Origin of the sequence: Corynebacterium sp. HMSC077D03, from assembly GCF_001808545.1 — a bacterium.
GTDB lineage: Bacteria > Actinomycetota > Actinomycetes > Mycobacteriales > Mycobacteriaceae > Corynebacterium > Corynebacterium simulans.
This window is the reverse complement of record NZ_KV793688.1, coordinates 200,433-226,934: the sequence shown is the minus strand read 5'-3', so window position 1 is coordinate 226,934 and position 26,502 is coordinate 200,433. Positions and strand designations below refer to the sequence as shown.

General features: G+C 60.2%; 21 protein-coding genes and 4 tRNA genes. 22 read left to right on the top strand and 3 right to left on the bottom strand.

Going from position 1 to position 26,502, the window contains the following annotated elements; genetic code table 11:
• Positions 1–22 precede the first annotated feature (22 nt).
• The 4 genes from menD to HMPREF2888_RS06225 are packed head-to-tail and all read left to right on the top strand — an operon-like array spanning position 23 to position 4,112.
• On the top strand, positions 23–1,648 hold the full coding sequence (gene menD / locus HMPREF2888_RS06240; RefSeq protein WP_070432533.1) for a 2-succinyl-5-enolpyruvyl-6-hydroxy-3-cyclohexene-1-carboxylic-acid synthase: 1,626 nt from the start codon (positions 23–25) through the stop codon (positions 1,646–1,648).
• A 45-nt stretch (positions 1,649–1,693) separates the two neighbouring features.
• A complete protein-coding gene (locus HMPREF2888_RS06235; protein WP_371326265.1) occupies positions 1,694–2,188 on the top strand; it encodes a DUF3592 domain-containing protein in 495 nt (164 codons plus the stop codon).
• 23 nt (positions 2,189–2,211) lie between these two features.
• Entirely contained in the window at positions 2,212–3,408 is a 1,197-nt protein-coding gene (locus HMPREF2888_RS06230) for a glycosyltransferase family 4 protein (protein WP_061920433.1), read from the top strand.
• Positions 3,409–3,419: 11 nt separating this feature from the next.
• Complete coding sequence (locus HMPREF2888_RS06225; protein WP_061920436.1) at positions 3,420–4,112, top strand: demethylmenaquinone methyltransferase; 693 nt, start codon at positions 3,420–3,422, stop codon at positions 4,110–4,112.
• A 102-nt stretch (positions 4,113–4,214) separates the two neighbouring features.
• Here HMPREF2888_RS06225 and HMPREF2888_RS06220 read toward each other — a convergent pair whose 3' ends face one another.
• Complete coding sequence (locus HMPREF2888_RS06220; RefSeq protein WP_070518528.1) at positions 4,215–5,474, bottom strand: geranylgeranyl reductase family protein; 1,260 nt, start codon at positions 5,472–5,474, stop codon at positions 4,215–4,217.
• 99 nt (positions 5,475–5,573) lie between these two features.
• Between HMPREF2888_RS06220 and HMPREF2888_RS06215 the strand changes: the two genes are divergently transcribed.
• The 9 genes from HMPREF2888_RS06215 to rplA all read left to right on the top strand — a co-directional run bounded on the left by HMPREF2888_RS06215 (position 5,574) and on the right by rplA (position 10,247).
• Positions 5,574–6,578: a polyprenyl synthetase family protein gene (locus HMPREF2888_RS06215; protein ID WP_061920439.1), complete on the top strand. Its 1,005-nt coding sequence runs from the start codon at positions 5,574–5,576 to the stop codon at positions 6,576–6,578.
• 86 nt (positions 6,579–6,664) lie between these two features.
• Positions 6,665–6,746: transfer RNA gene (locus HMPREF2888_RS06210), tRNA-Tyr, on the top strand.
• A gap of 251 nt (positions 6,747–6,997) precedes the next feature.
• Positions 6,998–7,073, top strand: a tRNA-Thr gene (locus HMPREF2888_RS06205).
• A 30-nt stretch (positions 7,074–7,103) separates the two neighbouring features.
• A tRNA-Met gene (locus HMPREF2888_RS06200) sits at positions 7,104–7,175 on the top strand.
• Positions 7,176–7,304: 129 nt separating this feature from the next.
• A tRNA-Trp gene (locus tag HMPREF2888_RS06195) sits at positions 7,305–7,380 on the top strand.
• Between the two features lie 25 nt (positions 7,381–7,405).
• Positions 7,406–7,738: a preprotein translocase subunit SecE gene (secE, locus tag HMPREF2888_RS06190; protein ID WP_062035935.1), complete on the top strand. Its 333-nt coding sequence runs from the start codon at positions 7,406–7,408 to the stop codon at positions 7,736–7,738.
• Positions 7,739–7,933: 195 nt separating this feature from the next.
• On the top strand, positions 7,934–8,785 hold the full coding sequence (gene nusG, locus HMPREF2888_RS06185) for a transcription termination/antitermination protein NusG (protein WP_070518527.1): 852 nt from the start codon (positions 7,934–7,936) through the stop codon (positions 8,783–8,785).
• Between the two features lie 210 nt (positions 8,786–8,995).
• The gene (gene rplK / locus HMPREF2888_RS06180; protein WP_061920442.1) at positions 8,996–9,439 is read left to right on the top strand and encodes a 50S ribosomal protein L11; all 444 of its coding nucleotides are present in this window, start codon (positions 8,996–8,998) and stop codon (positions 9,437–9,439) included.
• 103 nt (positions 9,440–9,542) lie between these two features.
• On the top strand, positions 9,543–10,247 hold the full coding sequence (rplA, locus tag HMPREF2888_RS06175; RefSeq protein ID WP_061920443.1) for a 50S ribosomal protein L1: 705 nt from the start codon (positions 9,543–9,545) through the stop codon (positions 10,245–10,247).
• A gap of 377 nt (positions 10,248–10,624) precedes the next feature.
• On the opposite strand, the gene HMPREF2888_RS06170 is transcribed toward rplA, so the two are convergent.
• Together HMPREF2888_RS06170 and HMPREF2888_RS06165 are read right to left on the bottom strand one after the other, a co-directional pair.
• Positions 10,625–11,221: a deoxyribodipyrimidine photo-lyase gene (locus HMPREF2888_RS06170; protein WP_070518526.1), complete on the bottom strand. Its 597-nt coding sequence runs from the start codon at positions 11,219–11,221 to the stop codon at positions 10,625–10,627.
• A 72-nt stretch (positions 11,222–11,293) separates the two neighbouring features.
• Positions 11,294–12,070, bottom strand: coding sequence for a siderophore-interacting protein (locus HMPREF2888_RS06165; RefSeq protein WP_235597098.1), 777 nt, complete (start codon positions 12,068–12,070; stop codon positions 11,294–11,296).
• 139 nt (positions 12,071–12,209) lie between these two features.
• Here HMPREF2888_RS06165 and HMPREF2888_RS06160 point away from each other — a divergent pair, with 139 nt between their 5' ends.
• The 9 genes from HMPREF2888_RS06160 (at position 12,210) to HMPREF2888_RS06120 (ending at position 26,315) form a co-directional block, all read left to right on the top strand.
• Positions 12,210–13,154 (top strand): ABC transporter substrate-binding protein, encoded by a 945-nt coding sequence (locus HMPREF2888_RS06160; RefSeq protein WP_070432537.1) that lies wholly within the window; start codon positions 12,210–12,212, stop codon positions 13,152–13,154.
• On the top strand, positions 13,155–14,222 hold the full coding sequence (locus HMPREF2888_RS06155; RefSeq protein WP_083281229.1) for a FecCD family ABC transporter permease: 1,068 nt from the start codon (positions 13,155–13,157) through the stop codon (positions 14,220–14,222).
• A complete protein-coding gene (locus tag HMPREF2888_RS06150) occupies positions 14,219–15,271 on the top strand; it encodes a FecCD family ABC transporter permease (RefSeq protein WP_062035923.1) in 1,053 nt (350 codons plus the stop codon). Before HMPREF2888_RS06155 ends, HMPREF2888_RS06150 begins: the two co-directional genes overlap by 4 nt.
• A 6-nt stretch (positions 15,272–15,277) precedes the next feature.
• On the top strand, positions 15,278–16,072 hold the full coding sequence (locus tag HMPREF2888_RS06145; RefSeq protein WP_061920452.1) for an ABC transporter ATP-binding protein: 795 nt from the start codon (positions 15,278–15,280) through the stop codon (positions 16,070–16,072).
• A 318-nt stretch (positions 16,073–16,390) separates the two neighbouring features.
• Complete coding sequence (gene rplJ, locus HMPREF2888_RS06140) at positions 16,391–16,912, top strand: 50S ribosomal protein L10 (RefSeq protein WP_062035921.1); 522 nt, start codon at positions 16,391–16,393, stop codon at positions 16,910–16,912.
• Positions 16,913–16,991: 79 nt separating this feature from the next.
• Positions 16,992–17,378, top strand: coding sequence for a 50S ribosomal protein L7/L12 (gene rplL, locus HMPREF2888_RS06135; RefSeq protein WP_070518537.1), 387 nt, complete (start codon positions 16,992–16,994; stop codon positions 17,376–17,378).
• 128 nt (positions 17,379–17,506) lie between these two features.
• A complete protein-coding gene (locus tag HMPREF2888_RS06130; RefSeq protein ID WP_070518524.1) occupies positions 17,507–18,463 on the top strand; it encodes a cell envelope lipid trafficking protein PgfA in 957 nt (318 codons plus the stop codon).
• 228 nt (positions 18,464–18,691) lie between these two features.
• The gene (locus HMPREF2888_RS06125; protein WP_070518523.1) at positions 18,692–22,186 is read left to right on the top strand and encodes a DNA-directed RNA polymerase subunit beta; all 3,495 of its coding nucleotides are present in this window, start codon (positions 18,692–18,694) and stop codon (positions 22,184–22,186) included.
• Between the two features lie 136 nt (positions 22,187–22,322).
• Complete coding sequence (locus tag HMPREF2888_RS06120) at positions 22,323–26,315, top strand: DNA-directed RNA polymerase subunit beta' (RefSeq protein WP_070432540.1); 3,993 nt, start codon at positions 22,323–22,325, stop codon at positions 26,313–26,315.
• Positions 26,316–26,502: the final 187 nt, after the last annotated feature.

The window sequence follows — 26,502 nt, the reverse complement described above, 5'->3', positions numbered from 1 at the left end:
CCAGCTAGTACTATGGAGCACCATGACTGACTCCATGAAGCTGGCGGAGGCGGTGGCTGCGCAATTGGCGCGCCACCTGTCTGACGTCATTATCTGCCCAGGCTCCCGCAACGCGCCGCTTTCTTTGGCGCTGCTGGCTCGCGAGGATATCCGCGTTCACACTCGTTTGGATGAGCGCTCCGCGGCCTTTACCGCCCTGGGCATGGCGCGCGTGCAGCGCCGCCACGTTGGCGTTGTGATGACGTCTGGCACCGCCGTGGCTAACGCATTACCAGCGATGGTGGAGGCAGCCCACTCGCATACCCCGCTGGCTGTCATCAGCGCTGATCGTCCCGCACGCTTGGTGGGCACGGGCGCTTCTCAGACCATTCAGCAGCAGGGCATTTTCGGCGTCTACGCTGCGACCACCCAGGTGGCTGAGGAAGCAGACATTCCGCAGGTTGCGCAGCGTTTTACTAGTGACCTGCAGGTGCACATCAACGTTGCCTTTGACGTTCCACTTCTCCACGAGTCACTGCCGGAAAAGCCTTCTGATCACACCTCCCGCAAGGCACCTACGCCGCGACCTGTCAACCACGGCGAGGTCGAGGTTGACTTGAGCAAGAACACGCTCGTTATCGCCGGCGACGAAGCTTGGGAGGTCCAAGGCCTCGAGGACGTCCCGACCATCGCCGAGCCCACCGCGCCGGCACCATTCCACCCGGTGCACCCAGCGGCGGCTCATATCTTCCGCCGCGCGCAGGTCTCGGCTAACGATTACGTGGTTAACACCAAGGTCGAGCAGGTCATCGTGGTGGGCCATCCTACGCTGCACCGCGGCGTCATGGCGCTTATCAACGACCCAGACATCGAGCTCATCGTTCTTTCCCGCAGCGCCGATTTCACCAATCCGCGTGGCGAGCAAGCCACTTTGGGTACCACGGTCAAGACCACCGGCGAGCCGAGCCGCGAGTGGCTGAAGATCTGCGAGGGCGCCGCTGAGATGGCTTCCTCCGGGGTGCGCGAGGTCCTTGAGAACAAGGAGCTTGGTTTCACCGGCCTGCACGTCGCCGCCGCGGTGGGGGATACCCTCTCCGTCGAAGACATCTTGGTCCTAGGCGCCTCGAACCCGGTCCGCGATGCCTCGCTGGTAGGCCTGCCTTTCGACGGCGTGGATACCTTCTCACCCCGCGGCGCCGCCGGCATCGACGGCACCATCGCACAGGCCATGGGCATCGCGCTGGCCACCCAATCCCGCGAAGCTGATGCATGGCGCGCCCCGCGCGTTATCGCATTGCTTGGCGATGTCACCTTCCTCCACGACGCCACCTCACTTCTTGTTCCAGAAGACGAGGCCCGCCCGGAAAATCTCACTATCGTGGTGGCCAATGATGACGGCTGCGGCATCTTCGAGCTTCTGGAACAGGGCGCAGAGCCGTTCCGTCCCTCCTTCGAGAAGGCCTTCGGCACCCCGCACGGAATGAAACTGGAACAGGTGGCGGAAGCCTTCGGCGCCGAGTACCGCGCGGCGAATACTCCACAGAAGCTTCTCGATACACTCGCCGAGCTGAAGGAATACTCCACCGGAGTCACCATCGTCGAAGCACACACCACCCGCGAAACCCGCCGCCAGCTGCAGGCGGAGCTGACTGCAAAGGTCGGCCAGTAGGTGGGCGCATTTCCGGCGCGGCCGCCCAAGGCGCCGAAGGCGGCAGTGGCCCCGCGCTACACGCCTGTCGTGTATCGCCGGCGCCTGCATCAGCTCATCATTGCGTTGTACGCGGCGTCGATTGTCGCGATGCTGGGGATGATGGTGGGGGCTTTCTTAAACGATCGCTCCATCGAGTCCAATCCGGGCCGCGCGTTGGCGACGGTCACGGACGTAGGAATCACAAGAACCTACGTCGATTTCCAGGACTCCGAAGGCATCTACCATTCCCCGCAATCCGGCCTGCTTTATCCCACCGGGCTGGGGGAGGGCCAGCAGGTCTGGGTGCTCTACTCGCAAAGTGACCCTGACCTAGTAAAAGTCGAGGGCCGCGAATGGACGCTGTCTATCCTCCCGGCGCTTTCCTCGATGGTCGTGGCCAGCCTGATTGCCGCGGCGGCATGGTGGACGGTGGGATTGAGCACGCGGGCGGCGGAGCGGCGTCGCCAAGCAAATGAAAGTGTTAACCAAAATTTTCCGCAGGCTTCACCGGAATCCTAGGCAAATAGGGGATTATTGAACCCATGCGTGTTGCGATTGTGGCAGAGTCCTTCCTTCCCAACGTCAATGGAGTGACCAACTCCGTGCTGCGTGTGCTTGAGCACCTGGCAGAAACCGGGCACGAGGCCCTTGTCATTGCCCCCGGTGCGCGCGAGGGGCAGGAGGAAATCGCGGATTACCTAGGCTTTCCCATCGTGCGGGTTCCCACCGTGCGCATCCCACTGATTGATTCGCTGCCTGTCGGCGTACCAACCACCGCCGTGGACGAGGCACTGCGGCAGTTCAAGCCCGACATCATCCACCTGGCCAGCCCCTTTGTTCTGGGTGCGGCCGGGGCCTTCTCCGCCCGTCAGCAACGCATTCCGTCGGTGGCGCTCTACCAAACTGACGTCGCCGGTTTCGCTACCAAGTACCACGCTTCCGCGCTGGCTTATGCCACCTGGGAGTGGCTGCGCACCATCCACAACGCCTGCCAGATGACGCTCGCGCCTTCCTCGTTGACCATCCGCGATTTGGAAGATCACAACATCAAAAATGTGCGCCACTGGGGCCGCGGTGTGGATGCGGAGCGTTTCCACCCGTCTAAGCGCTCCGCGCAGTTGCGCAAGCAGTGGGGTGCAGACGGCAAGAAGGTCGTGGGTTTCGTTGGCCGTCTTGCTGCAGAAAAGGGCGTGCACCGTCTGGCTGCGCTGAATGATCGCTCCGATATTCAGCTGGTCATCGTTGGCGACGGCCCAGAGCGTCCACTGTTGGAGGCACAGCTGCCCAACGCTTACTTCACGGGCGCGCTCGGCGGCGACGAATTGGCCCAAGCTTATGCCTCTCTCGACGTCTTCGTTCACGCGGGCGAATTCGAAACCTTCTGCCAGGCCATTCAGGAGGCGCAGGCTTCCGGCGTCCCCACGATTGGGCCGCGCGCCGGAGGCCCAGTGGATCTCATTCAGGAGGGCTACAACGGGCTGCTTCTCGAAGTCGCGACCTTCGTCGAGGATCTCCCCAACGCCGTCGATGCGCTGCTGAACCCAGAAATCCACGAGGAGTTGCGTGCGAATGCCCGCGAGTCGATTTCTTCCAAGACGTGGAAGGCGCTGTGCGAGCAGCTTCTGGGCTACTACGAGGAGGTCTTGGAAGATACTCGCCGCGTGCCGTTGACCATCCTGGGTCAGCGCCCTGAGCTGCCGCGGTGGGCGGCGCGTGCCCTCGGTGCACGCGTGGCCTAAACTAGCTACTTATGTCAAAGGCAGATCTCGATAAGAAGCCCTTCGACGTTGCGCGCATGTTCGACGCCGTCGGTGCCAAGTATGACATCACTAATACGGTGCTGTCCTTTGGCCAGGATAAGACCTGGCGTAAGCGCACCCGTGAACGCTTGGACTTGCGGCCGGGGGAGAAAGTCCTCGACTTGGCGGCGGGCACGGCTGTGTCGACTGAGGAGCTCGCCAAGTCCGGCGCGTGGTGTGTGGCCTGCGACTTCTCCCGCGGCATGCTGGCCGCCGGTGCACAGCGCGATGTGCCGAAGGTTGCCGGCGACGGCATGCAGTTGCCCTTCGCAGACGAGACCTTCGACGCCGTAACAATCTCTTATGGCCTGCGCAATATCCACGATTTCGAGCTGGGGCTGCGTGAGATGGCTCGCGTAACCAAACCGGGCGGCCGTATTGCAGTGGCAGAGTTTTCCAAGCCCATCATCCCGGTCTTCGGCACGGTCTACAAGGAATACTTAACCCGCCTGCTGCCGCCGATTGCGAAGCTAGTTTCGTCGAACCCGGAGGCTTATGTCTATCTCGCTGACTCGATTCGCGCCTGGCCCGACCAAGAGGAACTTGCCGCAGCCATCAACCGCAATGGGTGGGAAGGCGCGGGCTGGAAGAACATGACGCTCGGCATCGTGGCGCTGCACTCGGCGACGAAGCCGTTGCGCTAGGCCCAGCAACGCTGGCTCCGGCCCTGCTGAGCACTCACCGAGCCCTCTGCCGAGCTTTGGCCAGGCTCCCCGCAAAAGGACCATCTGGAAAGGCACGCAGGCCTAGAGCGTGTTCCACAGCGGCGTATCGCGCCGCGCCGCCGCTACGCCGCGGCCAGCCAGGCGCCACGCGCGAGCGATGAGGTCGCGGTCTTCTTCTGTGACCAAGTTGCCCATAAGCCGGGCTGCCGCCGGCATCAGCATCCGGCCGACCGGCCCGCGCAGCGCAACTGGGCCCGCGAAAGGCAGGAACTGTGGGTAAGTCAGTAAGCGCGCGGCCGTGCGCGCCAAGACGAAAGCCTCGCCGTACTGCGTCTGCAACAGATCTGGCCAGGCCAGTGTGAAGTCCTTGGTGCCCAACAACTCGACTGCAAGCTTTGCGGTCTCCAAACCATAGTCGATGCCCTCGCCATTGAGCGGGTTCACGCAAGCCGCGGCGTCACCAATGAGCATCCAGTTGGCACCGGCCACGTTTGAGACCGCACCGCCCATAGGCAGCAGAGCTGAGGCTACGCGGGTGATTTCGCCTAAGCCCCAGTCCGCGCGCTGCTGCTGCGCGTAGTGAGAAAGCAGCTTCTTGGTGTTGATACGGGCCGGACGCTGCGCCGTTGAAAGCGCGCCAAGTCCGATGTTGACCTCACCGATTTCCGCACCCAGCGGAAAAATCCAGCCATAGCCCGGTTGCACCTCGCCGGTCTCCGACTTCAGCTCCACATGCGAGTGCATCCACGGCTCCGCTGCGTGCGTGGAAGTCGCATAACTGCGCGCAGCGATGCCATAGACCTCGTCTTGGTGCCAAGCGCGTCCTAGCTGCTTGCCAAAGGTCGAGCGCACGCCGTCGGCCACGATCACCCACTTGGAACGCACTTCGCGCTCACCAACGCGGAAACTGGTGAGAGACCCGTTTTCCACCACTGGGGCGGTCGCAGGCGTACCGGTCCACGTCTTTGCACCTGCAGCCTGTGCGGCCGCAAAGACGAGATTGTCGAACTCGTGGCGCGGCAAAGCCGTACCCACCGAAGTCGGGTAGCTGGAGGGCCACGGCGCGGTTACCGAGCCGCCATAACCGTGTAGCTTCAAGCCCTTATTGCGATATTGCGCATTAATGTCCAGCCCCAATAGATTCAGCTGATGCATCGCGCGCGGGGTGAGCCCGTCGCCGCAGGTCTTGTCACGGGGGAAAGACGCGGCGTCGATAAGCAACGTTTCGTAGCCCGCTTTAGCTGCGTGAATGGCGGCGGCGGAACCTGCCGGCCCTGCGCCGATGATGGCTACGTCTACAAGTTCTGGGTTATCGATCTGCTGCGACATGGGCACTATCATTGCACGCGTTGGCCACCTTGAGTGTGTTTAGGGCCGTGGTATGGACTACGGTAAGTAGCTGATTATCACTGCCATTTTTGAGTTAAAGGAACGCTGTTAATGTCTCACGGCCAGACTCATGCCACTCATGTGGACTTGGGTGACCCGCAGCTAAGCGAGCGCATTGGCGCTGGAATGGCTGCCGTTGAGGAATTGCTGCACCATGAAATTGATCGTGGGCAGGACTTCGTAAAAGAGAAGGTCAGCCACCTTTCGAGTGCAGGCGGAAAGCGCTTTCGTCCAATGATGGCTTTGCTCGCCTCCGAGTTTGGCCAGCGCCCAGCTTCTGCTGAGGTTATTAAAGCCGCCACGGTGGTTGAAATGGTGCACGTCGCAACGCTTTATCACGATGACGTGATGGATGAGGCTGAGCGCCGCCGCGGCGTCGAGTCCGCCAATTTCCGCTGGACCAACTCCGTGGCAATTTTGGCTGGCGACGCCCTCTTGGCGCATGCGTCCCGCCTGATGTCCCAGCTTGATACCCACACGGTTGGCCACTTCGCGGAGACTTTCGAGGAGCTGGTCACCGGCCAGATGCGTGAGACCATCGGCGCGGGCGAGGCTAATGCGGTGGATCATTACATGGCGGTTATCCGTGAGAAAACGGCCGTGCTCATCGCGTCTGCTGGCTACCTGGGCGCTTATCATTCCGGTGCTACCTCTGAACAGGCCGCCGCGTTGCGCCAGATTGGTGGCGCAATCGGCATGATTTTCCAGATCGTCGACGACATCATTGACATCTTCTCCGACCCGAAGGAATCCGGTAAGACCCCGGGCACCGATCTTCGCGAGGGTGTATTTACCCTGCCGGTCCTCTACGCCCTGGAGGAGGAAGGTCCAGTGGGCGACGAACTGCGTGCGCTTTTGACAGGCCCGCTTGCCGACGACGCGTCTGTTGACCACGCCATCGACCTTCTGCGTCGCTCGGGCGGCCGCGAGAAGGCCATGGACGATGTGCGCGGCTACCTGCGTGTTGTGGAGGAGCAGCTTTCGGTGCTGCCGGAGTGTGCAGCTAGCGAGGCGCTGCGCCAGTTGGCGGATTACACGGTTCGCCGGGTTGGCTAAGCAGGCACTAAAAGGACTTGTGTCCTGCCGATTTGCATGCCGGTGGGCACTTCGTAGTAAAGTACCTAATCGCACCTCGAGTGCAAGCCAGGTTGCCCGAGCGGCCAAAGGGAGCGGACTGTAAATCCGCCGGCATTGCCTTCAGAAGTTCGAATCTTCTACCTGGCACAATCTAAACCCCGTGGTTTCGACCACGGGGTTTCTTCGTTTTCGCGTCGTGGGTGAAATCTAGCGGTCGTGTTCTTCAAGCTCGCCTCACTCTGCCCCTTGGGCTAAAGGTGTGCGAAAACGTGCGTTTGAAAGAGCTCAAAAACGCAGAGTGAACTGGCGATTTGTGTAATTAGACTAAATCGGGTTAATCTTTTCAAGGCTTCAACGAGAGCACAGCGAACAAAAAGTTCGTTACTCAACGAGGCTGTGCCCCCTTAGCTCAGTCGGCAGAGCGTTTCCATGGTAAGGAAAAGGTCGACAGTTCGATTCTGTCAGGGGGCTCCAATCATGTCTGCATCTAGTGCACATGATTATGGCGGTGTAGCTCAGTGGTAGAGCAAGCGACTCATAATCGCTGTGTCGCGAGTTCAATTCTCGCCATCGCTACCGGGAAAGGAAAGTGCCCCACAACGCGGGCGCTTTTTTACTACCGACTCCGGCCCAAGGGCTGGCGGTTTAGAAGTAAATCGCAGTTCTGGTAGGGTTGTGCATGCTGTCTTTGACAGTTACATGCATAGGGGCGTGGCGCAATTGGTAGCGCAACGGTCTCCAAAACCGTAGGTTGCAGGTTCGAGTCCTGTCGCCCCTGCCAAAACTTTTCCAAGGAGGAACCAGCTGTGAGCGATGAACAGCAGCCGATTAAGTCAGGCGCTTCACGCCCCACCGGTAAGCGCCAGCTCTCCGGTGCAGCTACCACCTCATCGCAGGCGTACACCGACAAGCGAGTTGTACGCGTAGAGGACAAAAAAGATGATGCAACCGTCGGCGGCGGTGTAGCCGCTTTCCCAAGCGAGGTTGCTTCCGAAATGAAGAAGGTCGTCTGGCCAACCGCAAAGGAAATGGTTCAGTACACCGTTATTACCTTCGCCTTCCTCATCGTCCTGACTGCCCTTGTCTGGGGAGTTGACACCCTGTCCGGTCTGGGAGTTGAGAAGATTCTGACTCCTTAGTAGTCTTTTAATACAAGCTTTTATCCCGCTGATTTCACTCGCGAGGCGAGGGAAACGGCGGGATACTTTTTGCCCTAGTGGCTTGGCGGGGCGGCGTTCGTTTAGGGGCCGCAACGCAGGTAGGCTAGGGCGCAGAAAATTCTTGAAGCGCCTGCTTCTTTAAAGCTCGCGCGCGAACGGATGGAGTAAAAGACCATGAGCGACGAGAACAACGTCGAAACGCCAGAAACCTCCCTCGAAGCGGCCCTCATCGGCAACGTACAGGACCAGGCAGCCGAAGCTGTGGCTGATTCCGAGTCCGCGGACGCACCTGCCGCAGAAGGTGCAGAAGCCGCTGAGGACGCGTCTAATTCTGCAGACGCAGAGGCTGCAAGCGCCGCTGAAGCTGAGGGAACCGAGGACGATGACTACCGCCGTCGTTTGCGCCAGTTCACCCGCGAGCTGAAGAAGCAGCCGGGCCAGTGGTACATCATCCAGTGCTACTCCGGCTACGAGAACAAGGTGAAGACCAACCTTGACATGCGCGCCCAGACTCTTGAAGTTGAGGATTCCATCTTTGAGGTTGTCGTTCCGGTCGAGCAGATTCTGGAAAACAAGGACGGCAAGAAGAAGATCGTCAAGCGCAAGCTGCTGCCGGGCTACGTCTTGGTCCGCATGGAGCTCAACGACGCCGCCTGGTCCGTCGTTCGCGAAACCCCTGGCGTGACCTCCTTCGTGGGCAACGAGGGCAATGCGACCCCGGTCAAGATCCGCGACGTCGCCAAGTTCCTCATGCCGAACGAGGCTGCACCGGAGTCCAACCAAAACGCTGGCGACCAAGACGGCGAGCAGGTCGTCGCAATGCCGGAGAAGGCTGCTGCGAAGGCTTACGCGCACGACTTCGAGGTCGGCGAGGCAGTTACCATCCTCTCCGGCCCGCTGGCATCCGTTTCCGCAACCATCTCCGAGATCGACCCAGAGACCGGTAAGATGCAGGGTCTGGTTTCCATCTTCGGCCGCGAGACTCCAGTCGAGCTTTCCCCGACCGAAATCGAGCGCGTCTCCTAAAACCACTTGGCGCGTAGCCTGGGAAAATGGCAGACTACGCGATTTGGTAGCAGGGCGCACGGTGTTCTAGGATGAAACGCCGTGCGCCTTTTTGCGTGCACAGACAACTAAACGTTTCTCCCCCCGGTGGCCCACTTGAGGTGAGCATCCGGACGGGGCGTTGTTATTCATCGTGGCAGCGCACCGGTAACACAGGAAAGAGGTAATTCGATGGCTCCGAAGAAGAAGGTTTCTGGTTTCATCAAGCTGCAGATTGAGGCTGGCGCTGCTAACCCAGCTCCGCCGGTTGGTCCGGCACTGGGTGCCCACGGCGTCAACATCATGGAGTTCTGCAAGGCTTACAACGCTGCGACTGAGTCCCAGCGCGGCAACGTTGTGCCTGTTGAGATCACCGTCTACGAGGATCGCTCCTTCGATTTCAAGCTGAAGACCCCGCCGGCAGCGAAGCTGCTGTTGAAGGCCGCTGGCATCAAGAAGGGCTCCGGCGTTCCTCACACCGACAAGGTCGGTTCCGTGACCTGGGATCAGTGCAAGGAGATTGCACAGACCAAGTTCGAGGATCTGAACGCTCGCGACATCGAGAACGGTGCTCGCATCATCGCCGGCACTGCTCGTTCCATGGGCATCACCGTCGACGGCATCCCAGCCAAGTAAACAACTTCATCAAAAAATGAGCGGCCATCTCGTGTGGTCGTTCGTGGTAGGGCCAGCTACGGCCCGCCAAGACCACACCAATCCAAGAAAAGGAATTGCTTAAATGAGCACCAACTCTAAGGCTTACAAGGCGGCTGCTGAGCTCGTCGACAAGTCCCGTCAGTACTCTCCGCTCGAGGCTGCAAAGCTCGCTAAGGAGACCTCCTCCAAGAACTTCGACGCTACTGTCGACGTCGTCTTCCGCCTGGGCGTTGACCCACGCAAGGCTGACCAGCTGGTTCGCGGCACCGTTTCCCTGCCTAACGGCACCGGTAAGGACGTTCGCGTAGCTGTCTTCGCAGAGGGCGAGAAGGCTGAGGCAGCTAAGGCTGCAGGCGCTGACATCGTCGGCACCGACGAGCTGATCTCCGCTATCAACGAGGGCAACATCGACTTCGACGTTGCAATCGCTACCCCGGACCAGATGGCTAAGGTCGGCCGCGTTGCACGTGTCCTCGGCCCACGTGGTCTGATGCCGAACCCGAAGACCGGCACCGTCACCGCTGACGTTGCGAAGGCTATCTCCGACGTCAAGGGCGGCAAGATCTCCTTCCGTGTTGACAAGGCTTCCAACCTGCACGCAATCCTGGGCAAGGCTTCCTTCGACGCTGAGAAGCTGGCTGAGAACTACGGCGCTCTCTACGATGAGATCCTGCGTCTGAAGCCGTCCTCTGCTAAGGGCCAGTACGTCAAGAAGGTAACCATCTCCACGACCTCCGGTCCTGGCATCCCGGTTGACGCTTCTGTTCAGAAGAACTACGCAGAGTAATTTCTGCTTCTGTTAGTGGTTCGCTTTAAGCGCCGCTGATGGTTCGCCCCGACCGCGTCGCGGTTGGGGCATTCTTTTGCCTTCTTGCCGTTTTCTAAATTTCAGGAAATTGGCAGGAACGCACAGGGGACTTGCAGGTTGAATTCATTGTCTCGCAAGTTCCATGCCCCATACTTATGTTGTGCGTTTGAGAGAGGCGCATGAGAGATAGAGAGAACACCCTGAGCTTTGCAGGGCGCAGCGGCTTGAGACCCCGCAGCGATATCCAAAGCGTATAGAGAGACATCGAGGGCCCCGGCCGTAAGGCTGGGGCCCTCGATGTTTTCCTGTTGCCTCGCCGGCCGTCTTGCATGACCGTGTTAGAACACGCGGCGGGCCTAGCAGATTTCCTGGTATGCGTCCAAGGCGGCTTGCCGCGACTGCTTGAGGTCCACGATGGGCGGTGGGCTAAGCGGTGGTGCCCACTGGCGCACGTAGGTGCCGTCGGGATCGAACTTGCAAATTGCCAGACTTCTCGTGCGGAAACTTCGCCCCAGCGTAGATGGGGCGAAGGCGCTGTAGACCTTATAGGGCTTAACGGCTTGTGGCTCCACCAGGCAATGGGCAGCAAAAGAGTGGATCTCGAGGCCTTGCGAGTGGAGGGATTCTTTTAAGACGGCGTCGATTGTCGACAGATGATAACGCCGGTTCCAGCACACGGCGGAAACGTTCTGAGACTCAGCGAAGGCAGGGATTGTCGTACGGGCGTCGCCGTTTAGCCTGTATAAAGGAACGTTATAGGAAGCGAGCTCTTCTGCGCGGCAGGAAAGGGAGCGTTCACGCCACCAGCTGGTCGCACTGCCCAAGGGGCGGCTACGCGGGTAGGCAGGTTCGTCTAGAACGCAGGCGATAACCTCGCCCCGGGAAGCAGCCCAGGTGAGTGCGGGGTTATCGCAAAGGCGCAGGTCATCGCGAAACCAAACAAGGGTGGTCATGGTATCCCAGCATACGGATGCACGGTGAGCGGGCAGAGAGATTGCCATGTAGCGTAGATGCGTGCGAAGGAATTAAGGCCGCGGCTTGCCTTTCATCCAGTACACGGACCAGATAACGTCTTCGCGCGGTACACCCCAGTCATGCACGGCTATCGAGCGCACTGCTTTGGCCAGGTCTCCTTCGCCTGACACCCACACCGAATCCGGCGCTGTATCCGCGGAGAATCGGGATCCAAGAAGCTGGCTAGCGCGCGTGCTGTGTTCCTCGTGCGGGGCGGTGATCATGGCGAGTGAGCGAACCTTGTCGCGCCACGTTTCCTCAAAGCCGTCTTCAACTTCAGCGTCGTCTGCGATCATGGCAACGACGTCGACTGCACCCAAGGTTTCCGGTGACAAGGCTTCGTAGTGCTCGAGGATGTGCCACAGCGCCGGAAGGGCAGAGGCATCTGCGAGCAATAGTTGTGACTTCTTAGGCGCTTGCCACCGCACTTGCCCGGTATATATTCCGGCGGTATCCCCGGGGTGGGCATTGAGGATCCAGCGTGATCCCGGGCCATTATCGCCATGGGTCACAACGTCGACATCGATGGTGCACGCTTCTTGGTTGAGCTTGCGAATTGTGTACCAGCGCAATGCTGGGCGTATGCCGTCGGGCAATCCGTTGACGGCAGCACGAACATTGGCATCTTCGACTGGGAGAGGGGAGAACTTCTGCCCGTCTTGGGGCATGAGGAGCCCAAAATACTCGTCAGGCCCGGCTAGGGGGTAGTCACTAAAAGCCGGCGAGTGAAAAGTTAAACGGTGCAGCCGCGGCTTGAGGCGGGTGTTCCCGGTGAGGGTGACGGGCAATAAGCGGTGATGCGTCAAGGGAATTGATCCTAGGTAGAGGCCAAATTTGAAACCATCATAACGTACAGGTTAGGCTAGCCTCAAATAATTTAGGGGTGCGAATGCTTGCGTGCTCGTTCCCGTTGAAGGAAAGGTTTTCATGGTTGCTATCAGTCGGCGCGCAAAAGGCGTGCTCGCTATTGTCTCAGTGGCAGCGATTGCTCTGACAGGGTGCTCGCGCGGAAGTGGCGAGGACAGTACGGGTGCGGACAGCGCTGAGGAGGTGCGCGTTGCCAGCCTAGGGCTGGGTGATGCCGATACCGTGCTGGCACTCGGAATCACTCCGGTTGCCGTAGCGCCATGGGGTGCGCAAGGCGACGGTGATGGCTCCGGCGTTGGCCCATGGGCGAAGGAGCTTCTGGGAGATGCCCAGCCCGAGGTGATCTATAACACCGCTTCCGGTTTCACGGCAGAGGTACTTGAGCAGGTCACTGCCTCGGATCCCACACAGATCATCGCCGTGAACCAAGCTGTGGACCAGGAAGCGAAGAAATCCCTCGAGGATATCGCCCCGCTGACCGTGAAGCCCGAAGGTTTCGAAGACTGGCAGATTCCCTGGGAGGAACAAGTCAAGACCATCGCCTCTGCCGTGGACAAGGAAGAGGAGGGGGAGAAGCTTATTGACCAGGCGGAGGACGCCTTCGAGCAGTTCAAGGACTCCCACCCGGAGCTGCAGGGCAAGCGAGCAGCCATCGTCATGCCCTATGAGGGGAAGCTGGGCCTCTACACAGCAGAGGACGGCCGCGGCCAGTTCATTGAGAACCTCGGTTTTGAGATTCCGCAGGAATTGCAGGGTGATGGTTCCAGCTTCTTCGTGGACTATGCCCCGGAAAACTACTCCCAGCTCAACAACGTGGACTACCTGTTCGTCTTGGACTACAACGGCGCGGTCGATGAAATCAAGAAGGATTCCACGTTCCAAGGCCTCGACGTGGTCAAGGATGGCCGCGTTCGCTACCTGGACACGGACACCGGCAATGCGATGAGCATTCCGAACCCGCTGACGATCCCGTGGGCCGTCGACAAGTTCGAAGAGAAGCTCTAAATGCTCGCACTACCGAGGAAGGCTGATGCTATCCACGGTGCTGCGGGTGCGCGCCACGGCGGTGAAGCAGCCGCATTGGATTCGCGGGGAAGAAGCCGCGCACTGCTCACCACGGCCCTAGTTGTGTCGACCCTCCTCCTTTTGCTGTGCTCGCTGGTAGTGGGGTCAAGGACTATCCCGTTTCCGGATCTGTTCGCTGCCCTCCTCCACGGGGGCGAGGCAGATATCGAGAATATCGTGTGGGATTTACGCATCCCCCGCACGTTCGTGGCCTACTTCGCGGGAGCTGCCATCGCGGTATCGGGTGTTATCGCTCAGTCTTGGACTAGGAACCCCTTGGCCGATCCGGGCTTCATTGGTATTACTGCGGGAGCCTCGTTCCTTGTTGCCCTCGGGACAACACTAGGGATCGCCACCTCAACCGGGATGCGGACAGCGCTCGCCCTCCTCGGCGCTGGCTTGGCCACGGCATTAGTGCTGGGTGTGTCCCGCAGGTTTCAGGATCCTTTGACGCTGGTCTTGGTCGGCGCAGGCGTTGCTGCTGCCTTGAGCTCTAGCGCCATGTTGATCGGCCTGTACTCCACGGATGTTCTCGACAGCATGCGCCGGTGGACCATCGGCTCCACGTTTGGGCGCGGCCCAGAGGATGTCGCCATTGCAGGTGTTGGGTTGCTAATCGGGCTTATCAGCGCCGCACGAGTGGCGCGCCCGCTCGACCTTTTAGCCATGGGGGAGGAATCCTCGGTGGCACTAGGCGGCTCGCCCACGCTGACGCGGCGCGGTGCTGCCTTGAGCATCGTTGTGCTAGCAGGATGCGCTACCGCGGCGACGGGGCCCATTGCCTTCGTTGGTTTTGCCATCCCCCATCTGCTGCGCCGGTTCACGGGGCCAGAAGTTACCGCGATGGTTGCGCCAGCCGCCTTACTCGGTGGCTGCTCCGTACTCGTTGCGGATATTCTGGGCCGCCTCATCGTGGGTCCCTCCGAGCTGGAGATGTCCATCGTCTTGGCCTTTGTGGGCGCACCATTTCTCATCTGGGCCGTACACCGTGGGGAGCACGAGCTATGAGGGGGTTGCAGAAGGGGGACGTCGTTAAGCATCTGCGTTCCCAAGAGCGGCAGCGCCGGACATGGATATGGGCAGCGACCTGCTTCTTTGTTGTGGTCGCCGCAAGCTCCTATGTCCTCATGCTAGGGCAGGGCCCTGTGGCCTTGAGCCCGGGGCAGGTCCTGGAGATTCTCAACGGCGGGGGAAGCCGCAGCGAAATTCGCGTTGTGTGGGACCTGCGCATGCCGGTAGCGCTAGCGACGCTCATCGTGGGTGCCGCGCTCGGACTGGCGGGGTCGTGGACGCAGTCGATGTCGCGCAATCCGCTGGCCTCTCCCGATATCCTTGGCGTGACTGGTGGTGCGTCCGTCATGGTGGTCCTCGGAACGGTGCTCTCCCGGCCTGTGCTTGCCGAAGGGCTCTCCATGTTCTGGTGGCGGGCCGGGCTCGCGTTGCTGGGTGCCGTGCTAGCAGCCATCCTGCTGGTAGCGCTTGGGGGAATCGGCACGAGCAACCGCATCGTTATCGTCGGAATCGCGCTCTCGCTGCTGTTTCAAGCGCTGGTGGCGTATCTTTTGCGCGCCGCCGAGCTCCTTCGCGCGGCGCAATCGCAGCTGTGGCTGGCGGGAACCACGGGCTTCGTGCGGATGGAGGTCATTGCTCCTCTTCTCGTGGGGTTGACTCCTTTCGTGGTGCTTGGTCTGTGGTGTGCCAGGGAGCTGCCACTTCTTGCGCATGATGATCTCTCGGCCCTTTCCCTCGGAGTTAACATCACGCGAACACGCGCGTTCCTGCTGGTCGCTGCTACGGGAATCTGCGCGGTGACTGTATCCGTGGCCGGCCCCATTGGTTTCATCGCGCTTCTCGCCCCGCATGTGGGGCGCATTGTTGCCCGGACGCCCACGCCTGTGCCGTTGGTTTCTTGCGCTGCTGGCGCCGCCTTGTTGAGTGCGTGCGCTGTGATTGCTGGAGCGTTGCCAATGGACGCTCCAGTGGGTGCAGTCTCCTCCATCATCGGAGGATGTGCCCTGGTCATCTTGGTGTGGAATGCCGCACGGAGGAGAGGATAAAAGCTAGTGAAAGACAGAGAAATTACGGCCACCGGTATCCATGCCGGCTATAAGGACGGGGACGACATCCTGTCCGGCGTTGACTTGGTGGCCCACCCGGGTGAAATCACCACGCTCATTGGGCCTAATGGCTGCGGCAAGTCCACGTTGCTGAAGACCTTGTCTAAAATTCTTCGCCCGCGGCAGGGGAGCGTGCATATCGGCGAGCTAGACGTACATGGCATGAGCCCGAAAGAAGCAGCTACCCACGTGGCGCTTCTTCCACAGCAGCCGACGGCGCCGGACGGGCTGCGGGTGGGCGAGCTTGTAGCGCGCGGGCGCTACCCGCACCTGGGCCGCGGTCGGGGACTGTCTGCGAAGGACCGCGACATCATCGCGCAGGCCTGCGTGGAGACGGGCATTACGGACTTCATCGACCGTGATATCGCGGCGCTCTCGGGTGGCCAACGCCAACGGGTGTGGCTGGCGCTTGCTCTGGCGCAGGACACGCCAGTGCTGCTTCTCGACGAACCCACAACCTTCCTCGACCCAGCCCACGCCATGAGCGTTTTGGAGCTCGTGCGCAAACAGGCCGACGCCGGGAAAACGGTGGTCGTTGTGCTGCACGATCTCATGCTGGCCGGCCAGTACTCCGACACCATGGTGGTCATGAACAACGGCGAGGTCATCGCGCAGGGAACTCCCCAGCAGGCGTTGACGAAAGAAGTGCTGGCAGCCGCCTATGGCATCGACGTCGAGATCTGGGATGACCCGCGAAGCGACGCCCCCGTCATCGTTCCGCGCGGGGTGCTCAGGGACTAAGAATTCTCGTTGGGTGAAACAGGGAGAAGGAAGCCCCGAGAGCCGCGATTTGGAGTTGGCTAGCGTGGCTTGTATAGTTCCTAGCGAAGTTTGAGCGGCCTGAAAGGTCGAGTCAAAGTTCACCGAAGACCGTCGGTCATCCGGGAGTCCGGATCGAAGGTTCCTCATCCTAGGGGACGGCCCACGCAGGAGACACTTTGCGATTAATCGCGGCATTCTCTTATGCTGCGCGCCCTGTGCTCTTGCACGGGGCATTTTTTATTGAAGATGTCTCGACGGAAAATCACAGAGATGTTTCGAAAGGAGGCGAAGTAGAACATGGCAAACCCGAAGAACACCGCAGATCTCGCGGAGCTCAAGGAGAAGCTCGCTGGCGCTGAGTCTATCGTGCTGACCGAGTACCGCGGCCTGACCGTTTCTCAGCTCCAGGAGCTGCGTAACAACCTCGGCTTTGACGTTGAGTACTCCGTCGCCAAGAACACCCTCTTCAAGATCGCCGCTAACGAGGCTGGCATCGAAGGTCTTGACGATAAGCTGACTGGCCCGACCGCAATTGCGTTCATCAAGGGTGAGGCAGTGGATGCCGCTAAGGTCATCAAGAAGTTCGCTGATGACAACAAGGCATTCGTCGTCAAGGGCGGCTACATGGATGGCAACGCTCTGTCCGCAGAGCAGGTTGCTGCCATCGCCGAGCTGGACAACCGCGAGACCACTCTCGCAAAGCTTGCCGGCGCTATGAAGGGTTCTATGGCAAAGGCTGCGGCTGCATTCAACGCTCCTGCTACCAAGATGGTCCGCACCGCTGCGGCCCTGCAGGACAAGAAGTCTGCCGAGGCTTAAAGTCGCCAATCAAGGCGCATAAAAATCAACACAAACACAATCTGGGTTGCATGCCAGCCCAAAAGAAAGGATGGCCATCATGGCTAAGCTCACCAAGGACGAGCTCATTGAAGCTTTCAAGGAAATGACCCTCATCGAGCTCTCCGAGTTCGTTAAGGAATTCGAAGAGGTCTTCGACGTTGAGGCTGCTGCTCCGGTTGCAGTTGCAGCTGCAGGCGCACCGGCTGCTGGTGGCGCTGCTGAGGAAGAGAAGGACGAGTTCGACGTCGTTCTGACCGACGCTGGCGCAAAGAAAATCGGCGTCATCAAGGCTGTTCGCGAGATCGTCTCCGGCCTGGGCCTGAAGGAAGCTAAGGAGCTCGTTGAGGGCGCACCGAAGGCAATCCTCGAGGGCGCTTCCAAGGACGACGCTGAGGCTGCTAAGACTAAGCTGGAAGAGGCTGGCGCTTCTGTCGAGCTCAAGTAATTTTACTTGGCTTATAACCCCGTTTCCCGCTGGGAGACGGGGTTATTCCCGTTTTGGAGGTGTTTGTCCTTCCCCGCCCCGCGTGCAGATTCCAGTCTCCGCGGACGCGACCTGTAGAATAATCCACCATGCTGCCCAAATCCCGAATCTTTTCTGTCCTGCTTCTAGGCCTCGGCGTTGCGCTAATGGCCGCAGGTATCGCGGCGCCGAAGTTCTTGAGCTTCGAACCGCGCATTCCTTTGGATTTGCAGCACACCACGTGGACGCTGCACGACGATTCCGCCAAGTCGCAGGTAGTGACAGGGGAGGGCACGAGTCCTTACGAGGGGCCAATGACCTATCAGCTCAACATGGACATTCAAGATCCTTCAGATAAAGAGCAGGCCACGCTCCGCATCGGGGAGTCGGCCATGCGCGGAGATAGTGGCAAGGTGGAGGATCTTTCCATGGCGCGCGTGTGGAGCTACTCCATGGACCGCCTGAGCGGTGACGCGCTTGGCGACGCCTCCCTTACCCACACCCTGGGCAGCCCTACCGCACAGGTCACCGTCGATGGTGTGTGGCTAAAGTTCCCAGCAGCAACCGAGCAGACTACGTACCCAGTCTTTGACCCCTATCTGCGCAAGGCTGCCGATGCCGTCTTCGAAGAGGAGATGGAAATCGAGGGGCGCACCGTCTATCGCTTCCATCAAGAAGTTGAGCCGACCAACCTCGCGACCTTGTACCCAGGGCAGACCACTACCACCTTGCACAATGAAGATGATTCGACCGAGCAGGGTTACCTATTCCACAAGGCGACACGCGACTTCTACGTCGATCAGGTAAGCGGCATGGTGGTAGGAATGGACGTGGCCATCGATGACTATTGGGGAGACCGCAGTGGTGCCGGCCGCGAAACCCAATTCATGTTCGAGGGCAAGACCTCTGACGAGGATCGTGCCGCCTTCCTCGCACAAGCCGCGGAATTCCCAAAGCCCGCCTTTGCCACCATGGTTCGCTGGGCCGTCTTGGGCCTAGGCGCGGTGCTGACTCTCATCGGTTTGGCTGGGGCATTGGGTGCCTTCCAGAAGCGCCGCCGCAAGTAACATGCTGATTTCGCCTTTACACGGTGGGAACTTTCCTATAAGCTATATCGTTGCGCTGGAATCTGGATCTTCGGTGCACATTTAGCCTTTCAAGTAGGTGATGGCAAAACCGACTTGACAAGGTGATTTTGTGCATTCTGAACCCAGACAATCTACAGCAGACCGAATGCTAAATTTACCAGCGGTTTTGCACCTCGTCGGCCAGGGCGGGGAGGCAATCCGCGTGAGGTGCTGGAAGGACCCATCTTGGCAGTCTCCCGCCAGACCAAGTCAGTGGCCAATATCCCTGGAGCCCCGAAGCGATACTCGTTCGCGAAAATCAACGAGCCTATCGCCGTCCCGGGCCTCCTCGATCTACAACTCGATTCCTTCGCATGGCTGATCGGCTCGCCAGAGTGGCGCGAGCGCGAGCAGGCTGAGCGCGGTCCCGAGGCTCGCGTCACCAGCGGCCTCGAGGACATCCTTGAGGAACTGTCTCCGATTCAGGACTACTCGGGCAACATGTCCCTGTCCCTGTCGGAGCCTCGCTTCGAGCCGGTGAAAAACACCGTCGACGAGTGCAAGGAAAAGGACATCAACTACTCCGCGCCGCTGTACGTGACCGCAGAGTTCATCAACAACGACACCCAGGAGATCAAGTCTCAGACCGTCTTCATCGGTGACTTCCCGATGATGACTGACAAGGGTACGTTCATCGTTAACGGTACCGAGCGTGTCGTCGTTTCCCAGCTCGTTCGCTCCCCGGGCGTCTACTTCGATCAGACCATCGATAAGTCCACCGAGCGTCCGCTGCACTCCGTGAAGGTGATTCCTTCCCGCGGTGCATGGCTGGAATTCGACGTCGACAAGCGCGATACCGTCGGCGTCCGCATCGACCGTAAGCGTCGCCAGCCGGTAACCGTGCTGCTCAAGGCCCTTGGTTGGTCCGAGGAGCAGATCCGTGAGCGCTTCGGCTTCTCCGAGCTGATGATGTCTACCCTCGAGTCCGATGGTGTGGCAAACACTGACGAGGCTTTGCTGGAGATCTACCGCAAGCAGCGTCCGGGCGAGCAGCCAACCCGCGAGCTCGCGCAGTCCCTGCTGGATAACTCCTTCTTCCGTGCAAAGCGCTACGACCTCGCAAAGGTGGGCCGTTACAAGGTCAACCGCAAGCTGGGTCTGGGCGGTGACCACGACGGTCTGATGACCCTGACCGAGGAAGACATTGCTGTCACCCTCGAGTACCTGGTACGCCTGCACGTAGGCGAGCGTGAGATGACCGCTCCGAACGGCGAGACCATCGCCATCCACACCGACGACATCGACCACTTTGGTAACCGTCGTCTGCGTACCGTCGGCGAGCTCATCCAGAACCAGGTCCGCGTTGGCCTGTCCCGTATGGAGCGCGTCGTCCGTGAGCGCATGACCACCCAGGATGCGGAGTCCATCACTCCGACCTCCCTTATCAACGTGCGTCCGGTTTCTGCTGCTATCCGCGAGTTCTTCGGTACCTCGCAGCTGTCCCAGTTCATGGACCACAACAACTCCCTGTCTGGTCTGACCCACAAGCGCCGTCTGTCCGCGCTGGGCCCAGGCGGTCTGTCCCGCGAGCGCGCCGGCATTGAGGTCCGAGACGTACACGCTTCTCACTACGGCCGTATGTGCCCGATTGAGACTCCGGAGGGCCCGAACATTGGTCTGATTGGCTCCCTGGCCTCCTACGCTCGCGTCAATGCTTTCGGCTTCATCGAGACCCCGTACCGCAAGGTTGTTGACGGCAAGGTCACCGACGAGGTCGAGTACCTCACCGCTGATGAGGAAGATAAGTTCGCAATTGCGCAGGCGGAAATCGAGAAGGAAGCTGACGGCACCATCGTCGGCACCCGTATCGAGGTCCGCCTGAAGGACGGCGACATCGGAGTTACCGACGCTTCCGGCGTCGACTACGTTGACGTTTCCCCACGCCAGATGGTTTCCGTGGCAACCGCCATGATTCCGTTCTTGGAGCACGACGATGCTAACCGTGCGCTGATGGGCGCTAACATGCAGCGCCAGGCAGTGCCGCTGGTGCGCTCCGAGGCACCTTTCGTTGGTACCGGTATGGAGCAGCGCGCTGCATACGACGCCGGCGACCTCATCATCACCCCGAAGGCTGGCGTTGTAGAAAACGTCACCGCTGATCTCATCACCATCATGGATGACGAGGGCCAGCGTGACACCTACATGTTGCGTAAGTTTGAGCGCACCAACCAGGGCACCAACTACAACCAAACCCCGCTCGTCGAGCTGGGCCAGCGCGTAGAGGTCGGCCAGGTTCTGGCTGACGGCCCGGGTACCCACAACGGCGAGATGTCCCTGGGCCGCAACCTGTTGGTTGCCTTCATGCCTTGGGAAGGCCACAACTACGAGGATGCAATCATCCTGAACCAGCGCATCGTCGAGGACGATGTTCTGACCTCCATCCACATCGAGGAGCACGAGATCGATGCTCGCGATACCAAGCTGGGTGCCGAGGAAATCACCCGCGAGATCCCGAACGTCTCTGACGATGTTCTGCGCGACCTGGATGAGCGAGGCATCGTTCGCATTGGTGCTGATGTTCGCGCAGGCGACATTCTCGTCGGTAAGGTCACCCCGAAGGGTGAGACCGAGCTGACCCCGGAGGAGCGCTTGCTGCGCGCCATCTTCGGTGAGAAGGCACGTGAGGTTCGCGATACCTCCATGAAGGTTCCTCACGGTGAGAACGGCAAGGTCATTGGCGTTGCTCGCTTCTCTCGCGAAGACGACGACGATCTGGCACCGGGCGTCAACGAGATGATCCGCGTTTACGTCGCTCAGAAGCGCAAGATCCAGGATGGCGATAAGCTCGCTGGCCGTCACGGCAACAAGGGTGTCGTGGGCAAGATCCTGCCGCCAGAGGACATGCCATTCATGGCTGACGGCACGCCTGTCGACGTCATCTTGAACACCCACGGTGTTCCGCGTCGTATGAACATCGGCCAGGTCCTCGAGGTCCACCTTGGCTGGCTGGCACACGCCGGCTGGAAGGTCGACGTTGATGACCCAGCTAACGCTGAGCTGCTCAAGACCCTGCCGGAAGAGCTTTACGACGTCCCGGCTGGTTCCCTGACCGCAACCCCGGTATTCGACGGTGCTTCCAACGAGGAGATCGGCCGCCTGCTGGCTTCCTCCCGCCCGAACCGCGACGGTGACGTCATGGTTGACGAGCACGGCAAGGCACAGCTTTTCGACGGCCGTTCTGGCGAGCCGTACAAGTACCCGGTTTCCGTCGGCTACATGTACATGCTCAAGCTGCACCACCTGGTCGACGAAAAGATTCACGCTCGTTCCACCGGCCCTTACTCCATGATTACCCAGCAGCCGTTGGGTGGTAAGGCGCAGTTCGGTGGCCAGCGCTTCGGCGAGATGGAGGTGTGGGCAATGCAGGCTTATGGCGCTGCCTACACCCTGCAGGAGCTGCTGACCATCAAGTCTGACGACGTCGTCGGCCGTGTGAAGGTCTACGAGGCAATCGTGAAGGGCGACAACATCCCGGATCCAGGTATCCCGGAGTCCTTCAAGGTCCTCCTCAAGGAGCTGCAGTCGCTGTGTCTGAACGTGGAGGTTCTCTCCACCGACGGCACGCCGATGGAGCTGTCTGGCTCTGACGATGACGACATGGATAGCCCGTCGCTGGGTATTAACCTTTCGCGCGACGAGCGCGCTGACGCCGACATCGCATAGCACGCTTGAGCTCAAGCGTGAGAGCTTACGGTCCTGGCTGGTGGCCCCCGAGCTACCAGCAGGGCACACTATTTGAGAATTTTTTAAAGCCATCAACGTTCCCCACACTCGCGTGGGGATGAAAGGGAGACATTACGTGTTTGACGTAAATCTCTTCGACGAGCTCCGCATCGGTCTGGCCACTGCCGATGACATTCGCCGTTGGTCCAAGGGCGAGGTTAAAAAGCCTGAGACCATCAACTACCGCACCCTGAAGCCGGAAAAGGACGGCCTGTTCTGCGAGCGCATCTTCGGCCCAACCCGTGACTGGGAGTGCGCTTGCGGTAAGTACAAGCGTGTTCGCTACAAGGGCATCATCTGTGAGCGCTGCGGCGTCGAGGTCACCAAGTCCAAGGTTCGCCGTGAGCGCATGGGCCACATCGAGCTGGCTGCTCCGGTAACCCACATCTGGTACTTCAAGGGCGTTCCTTCCCGCCTGGGTTACCTTCTGGACCTTGCTCCGAAGGACCTGGAGCGCATCATCTACTTCGCAGCCAACATCATCACCTCTGTTGATGAAGAGGCTCGCCACAACGACCAGTCCACCCTTGAAGCAGAGATGCTTCTGGAGAAGAAGGACGTCGAGGAAGACACCGAGTCTGAGATCGCAGAGCGCGCTGCCAAACTCGAGCAGGATCTGGCTGAGCTGGAGGCTGCTGGCGCAAAGGCTGACGCACGCCGCAAGGTCCAGAACGCTGCTGACAAGGAGATGCAGCACATCCGTGAGCGCGGCGAGCGCGAGGTCGCACGACTGGATGAAATCTGGAACACCTTCCTGAAGCTGGCTCCGAAGCAGATGATCATCGACGAGACCATCTACGAAGAGCTCGTTGATCGCTACGAGGATTACTTCACCGGCGGCATGGGTGCTGAGGCTATCCAGACCCTTATCCGTAACTTCGATCTCGAGGCTGAGGCCGAAGAGCTGCGCGAAGTCATCAACAATGGCAAGGGCCAGAAGAAGATGCGCGCGCTGAAGCGTCTGAAGGTCGTAGCAGCCTTCCTGCGCTCCGGTAACGACCCGGCAGGCATGGTCCTGGACGCGATCCCGGTTATCCCGCCGGAGCTGCGCCCGATGGTTCAGCTCGACGGTGGCCGTTTTGCCACCTCCGACCTGAACGACCTGTACCGCCGCGTTATCAACCGCAACAACCGCCTGAAGCGCATGATCGATCTCGGCGCTCCTGAGATCATCGTTAACAACGAGAAGCGCATGCTGCAGGAGTCTGTTGACGCGCTCTTCGACAACGGCCGTCGCGGCCGCCCGGTCACCGGACCTGGCAACCGTCCGCTGAAGTCTCTGTCTGACTTGCTCAAGGGCAAGCAGGGCCGTTTCCGTCAGAACCTGCTGGGTAAGCGTGTTGACTACTCCGGCCGTTCCGTTATTATCGTCGGCCCGCAGCTGAAGCTCCACGAGTGTGGTTTGCCGAAGCTGATGGCTCTCGAGCTGTTCAAGCCTTTCGTCATGAAGCGCTTGGTCGAAAACGACTACGCACAGAACATCAAGTCTGCAAAGCGCATGGTTGAGCGCCAGCGCCCTGAGGTTTGGGACGTTCTGGAAGAGGCTATTTCCGAGCACCCGGTTATGCTCAACCGTGCACCTACGCTGCACCGTCTGGGTATCCAGGCCTTCGAGCCGAAGCTGGTCGAGGGTAAGGCAATTCAGCTGCACCCGCTGGCTTGCGAGGCGTTCAACGCTGACTTCGACGGTGACCAGATGGCAGTTCACCTGCCGCTGTCCGCAGAGGCACAGGCTGAGGCTCGTGTCCTCATGCTCGCTTCCAACAACATTCTTTCCCCGGCATCCGGTAAGCCGCTGGCTATGCCGCGTCTGGATATGGTCACCGGTCTTTACTACCTGACCATGGACAAGGCAGAGGGCGAGATCGGCGGCGAGGGCCGCTACACCGAGGCGACCGAAAACGGCCCCGCAACCGGTGTTTACTCCTCCTACGCCGAGGCCATCATGGCTCGCGACCGCGGCGTTCTGGGCCTGCAGGCACCAATCAAGGTCCGCATCTCCCACCTGCGTCCGCCGGCTGAGATCGAGGCTGAGCAGTTCCCTGATGGTTGGCAGAAGGGCCAGGCTTGGATGGCGCAGACCACCCTTGGCCGCATCATGTTCAACGACTTGCTGCCGTGGAACTACCCGTACCTCGAGGGCGTCATGGTCCGTAAGGGCGGCGCCAAGAACTCCGTACTGCTCGGTGACGTCATTAACGACCTCGCTGCTAAGTACCCGATGATCACCGTTGCCCAGGTTCTGGACAAGATGAAGGATGCCGGTTTCTACTGGGCAACCCGCTCTGGCGTGACCATCACCATGGACGACGTTCTGGTCCTTCCGAACAAGACCGAGGTTCTCGAGTCTTACGAGAAGGAAGCACAGCGCATCGAGCGCAAGTACTGGGAGCAGGGTGCGCTGACCGAGCGTGAGCGTTACGACCGCCTGGTTGAGCTCTGGAAGGACGCTACCGACACCGTTGGTAAGGCAGTCGAGGATCTCTACCCGGATGACAACCCGATTCCGATGATCGTTAAGTCTGGTGCAGCGGGTAACATGCGTCAGATCTGGACCCTGGCCGGCATGAAGGGCATGGTCGTGAACTCCAAGGGTGACTACATCACCCGTCCGATTAAGACCTCCTTCCGTGAGGGTCTGTCGGTCTTGGAGTACTTCAACAACTCGCACGGTTCCCGTAAGGGCCTAGCCGATACCGCACTGCGTACCGCGGACTCCGGCTACCTCACCCGTCGTCTCGTTGACGTGGCACAGGACGTCATCGTCCGTGAAGAGGACTGTGGCACCCGCCAGGGCGTCCGCGTTCCGCTGGGCGAGTGGGCCGGCGACAAGCTGGTTCAACACGAGCTGTGGGAGACTTCCGCATCCGGCCGCGTTGTCGCGTCCGATGTGAAGGCTGAAGATGGCACCGTCGTTGCAGAGGCAGGCTCTGACCTGACCGAGGAACTGACCGAGAAGATCCTGGCTGCCGGCATCGCCGAGGTCAAGGTTCGCTCCGTCCTTACCTGCCAGACCCCAGCCGGCGTTTGTGCGAAGTGCTACGGCAAGTCCATGGCCTCCGGCCAGCTTGTCGACATCGGCGAGGCAGTCGGCATCGTGGCTGCACAGTCCATTGGTGAGCCGGGTACCCAGCTGACCATGCGTACGTTCCACCAGGGTGGTGTCGGTGGCGACATTACCGGCGGTCTGCCACGTGTGCAGGAGCTGTTCGAAGCACGTAATCCGAAGAACCGTGCGCCGATCGCATCCGTTGACGGCACCGTGTCCCTGTCCGATGAGGGCAACTTCTGGACCCTGACCATCACTCCGGATGACGGTTCCGACAACGTCGTCTACGAGAAGCTGTCGAAGCGCCAGGGCCTGGCACAGGTCCGCCGCCCGATGGAGTCCAACCCGGACGCAATGATCGAGCGTTCCCTGCGCGACGGTGACCACGTCACCACCGGCGAGCGCCTGATGCGTGGTGCGGCTGATCCGCACGACGTCCTCGAGGTCCTCGGTCGCCGCGGCGTCGAGAAGCACCTCATCGACGAGGTGCAGGCCGTTTACCGTACCCAGGGTGTTGCCATCCACGACAAGCACATCGAGATCATCATCCGCCAGATGCTGCGTCGCGGTACCGTCATTGACTCCGGCTCCACCGACTACCTGCCGGGCGTTCTGGTTGACCTCTCTGAGGCCAAGCAGGTCAACGCCGCACAGGTTGCCGAGGGCGGCGAGCCAGCTCAGCTGCGCTCCGAGATCATGGGTATCACCAAGGCATCGCTGGCTACCGAGTCCTGGCTGTCCGCGGCCTCCTTCCAGGAGACCACGCGCGTGCTTACCGACGCCGCTATTAACAAGCGCTCCGATCAGCTCATTGGCCTGAAGGAGAACGTCATCATCGGTAAGCTCATCCCTGCTGGTACCGGTATCTCGCGTTACCGCAACATCTCCGTTAAGCCGACCGAGGCCGCACGCAACGCTGCGTACTCGATCCCGACTTACGGCGATTCCATCTACGGCGACGATGGATTCGGTGAGTTCACCGGCGCATCCGTCCCGCTGGATGAGGACTTCACGTTCTAAGTCCACCCCCGCGCGATGTCCCAGCTTTCTGGGTATAACGCTGCGGCTTTGAGAGGCTCCATGCTTTTAGGCATGGGGCCTTTTACTTTTGCTAGCATTAGTGGGTCCAAATTGACGAAGTCATCTAATTACACAGCGAACACGGGTGCTTTCTCCCTCCTTAGACCGAAACTCAGGAACAACAAAC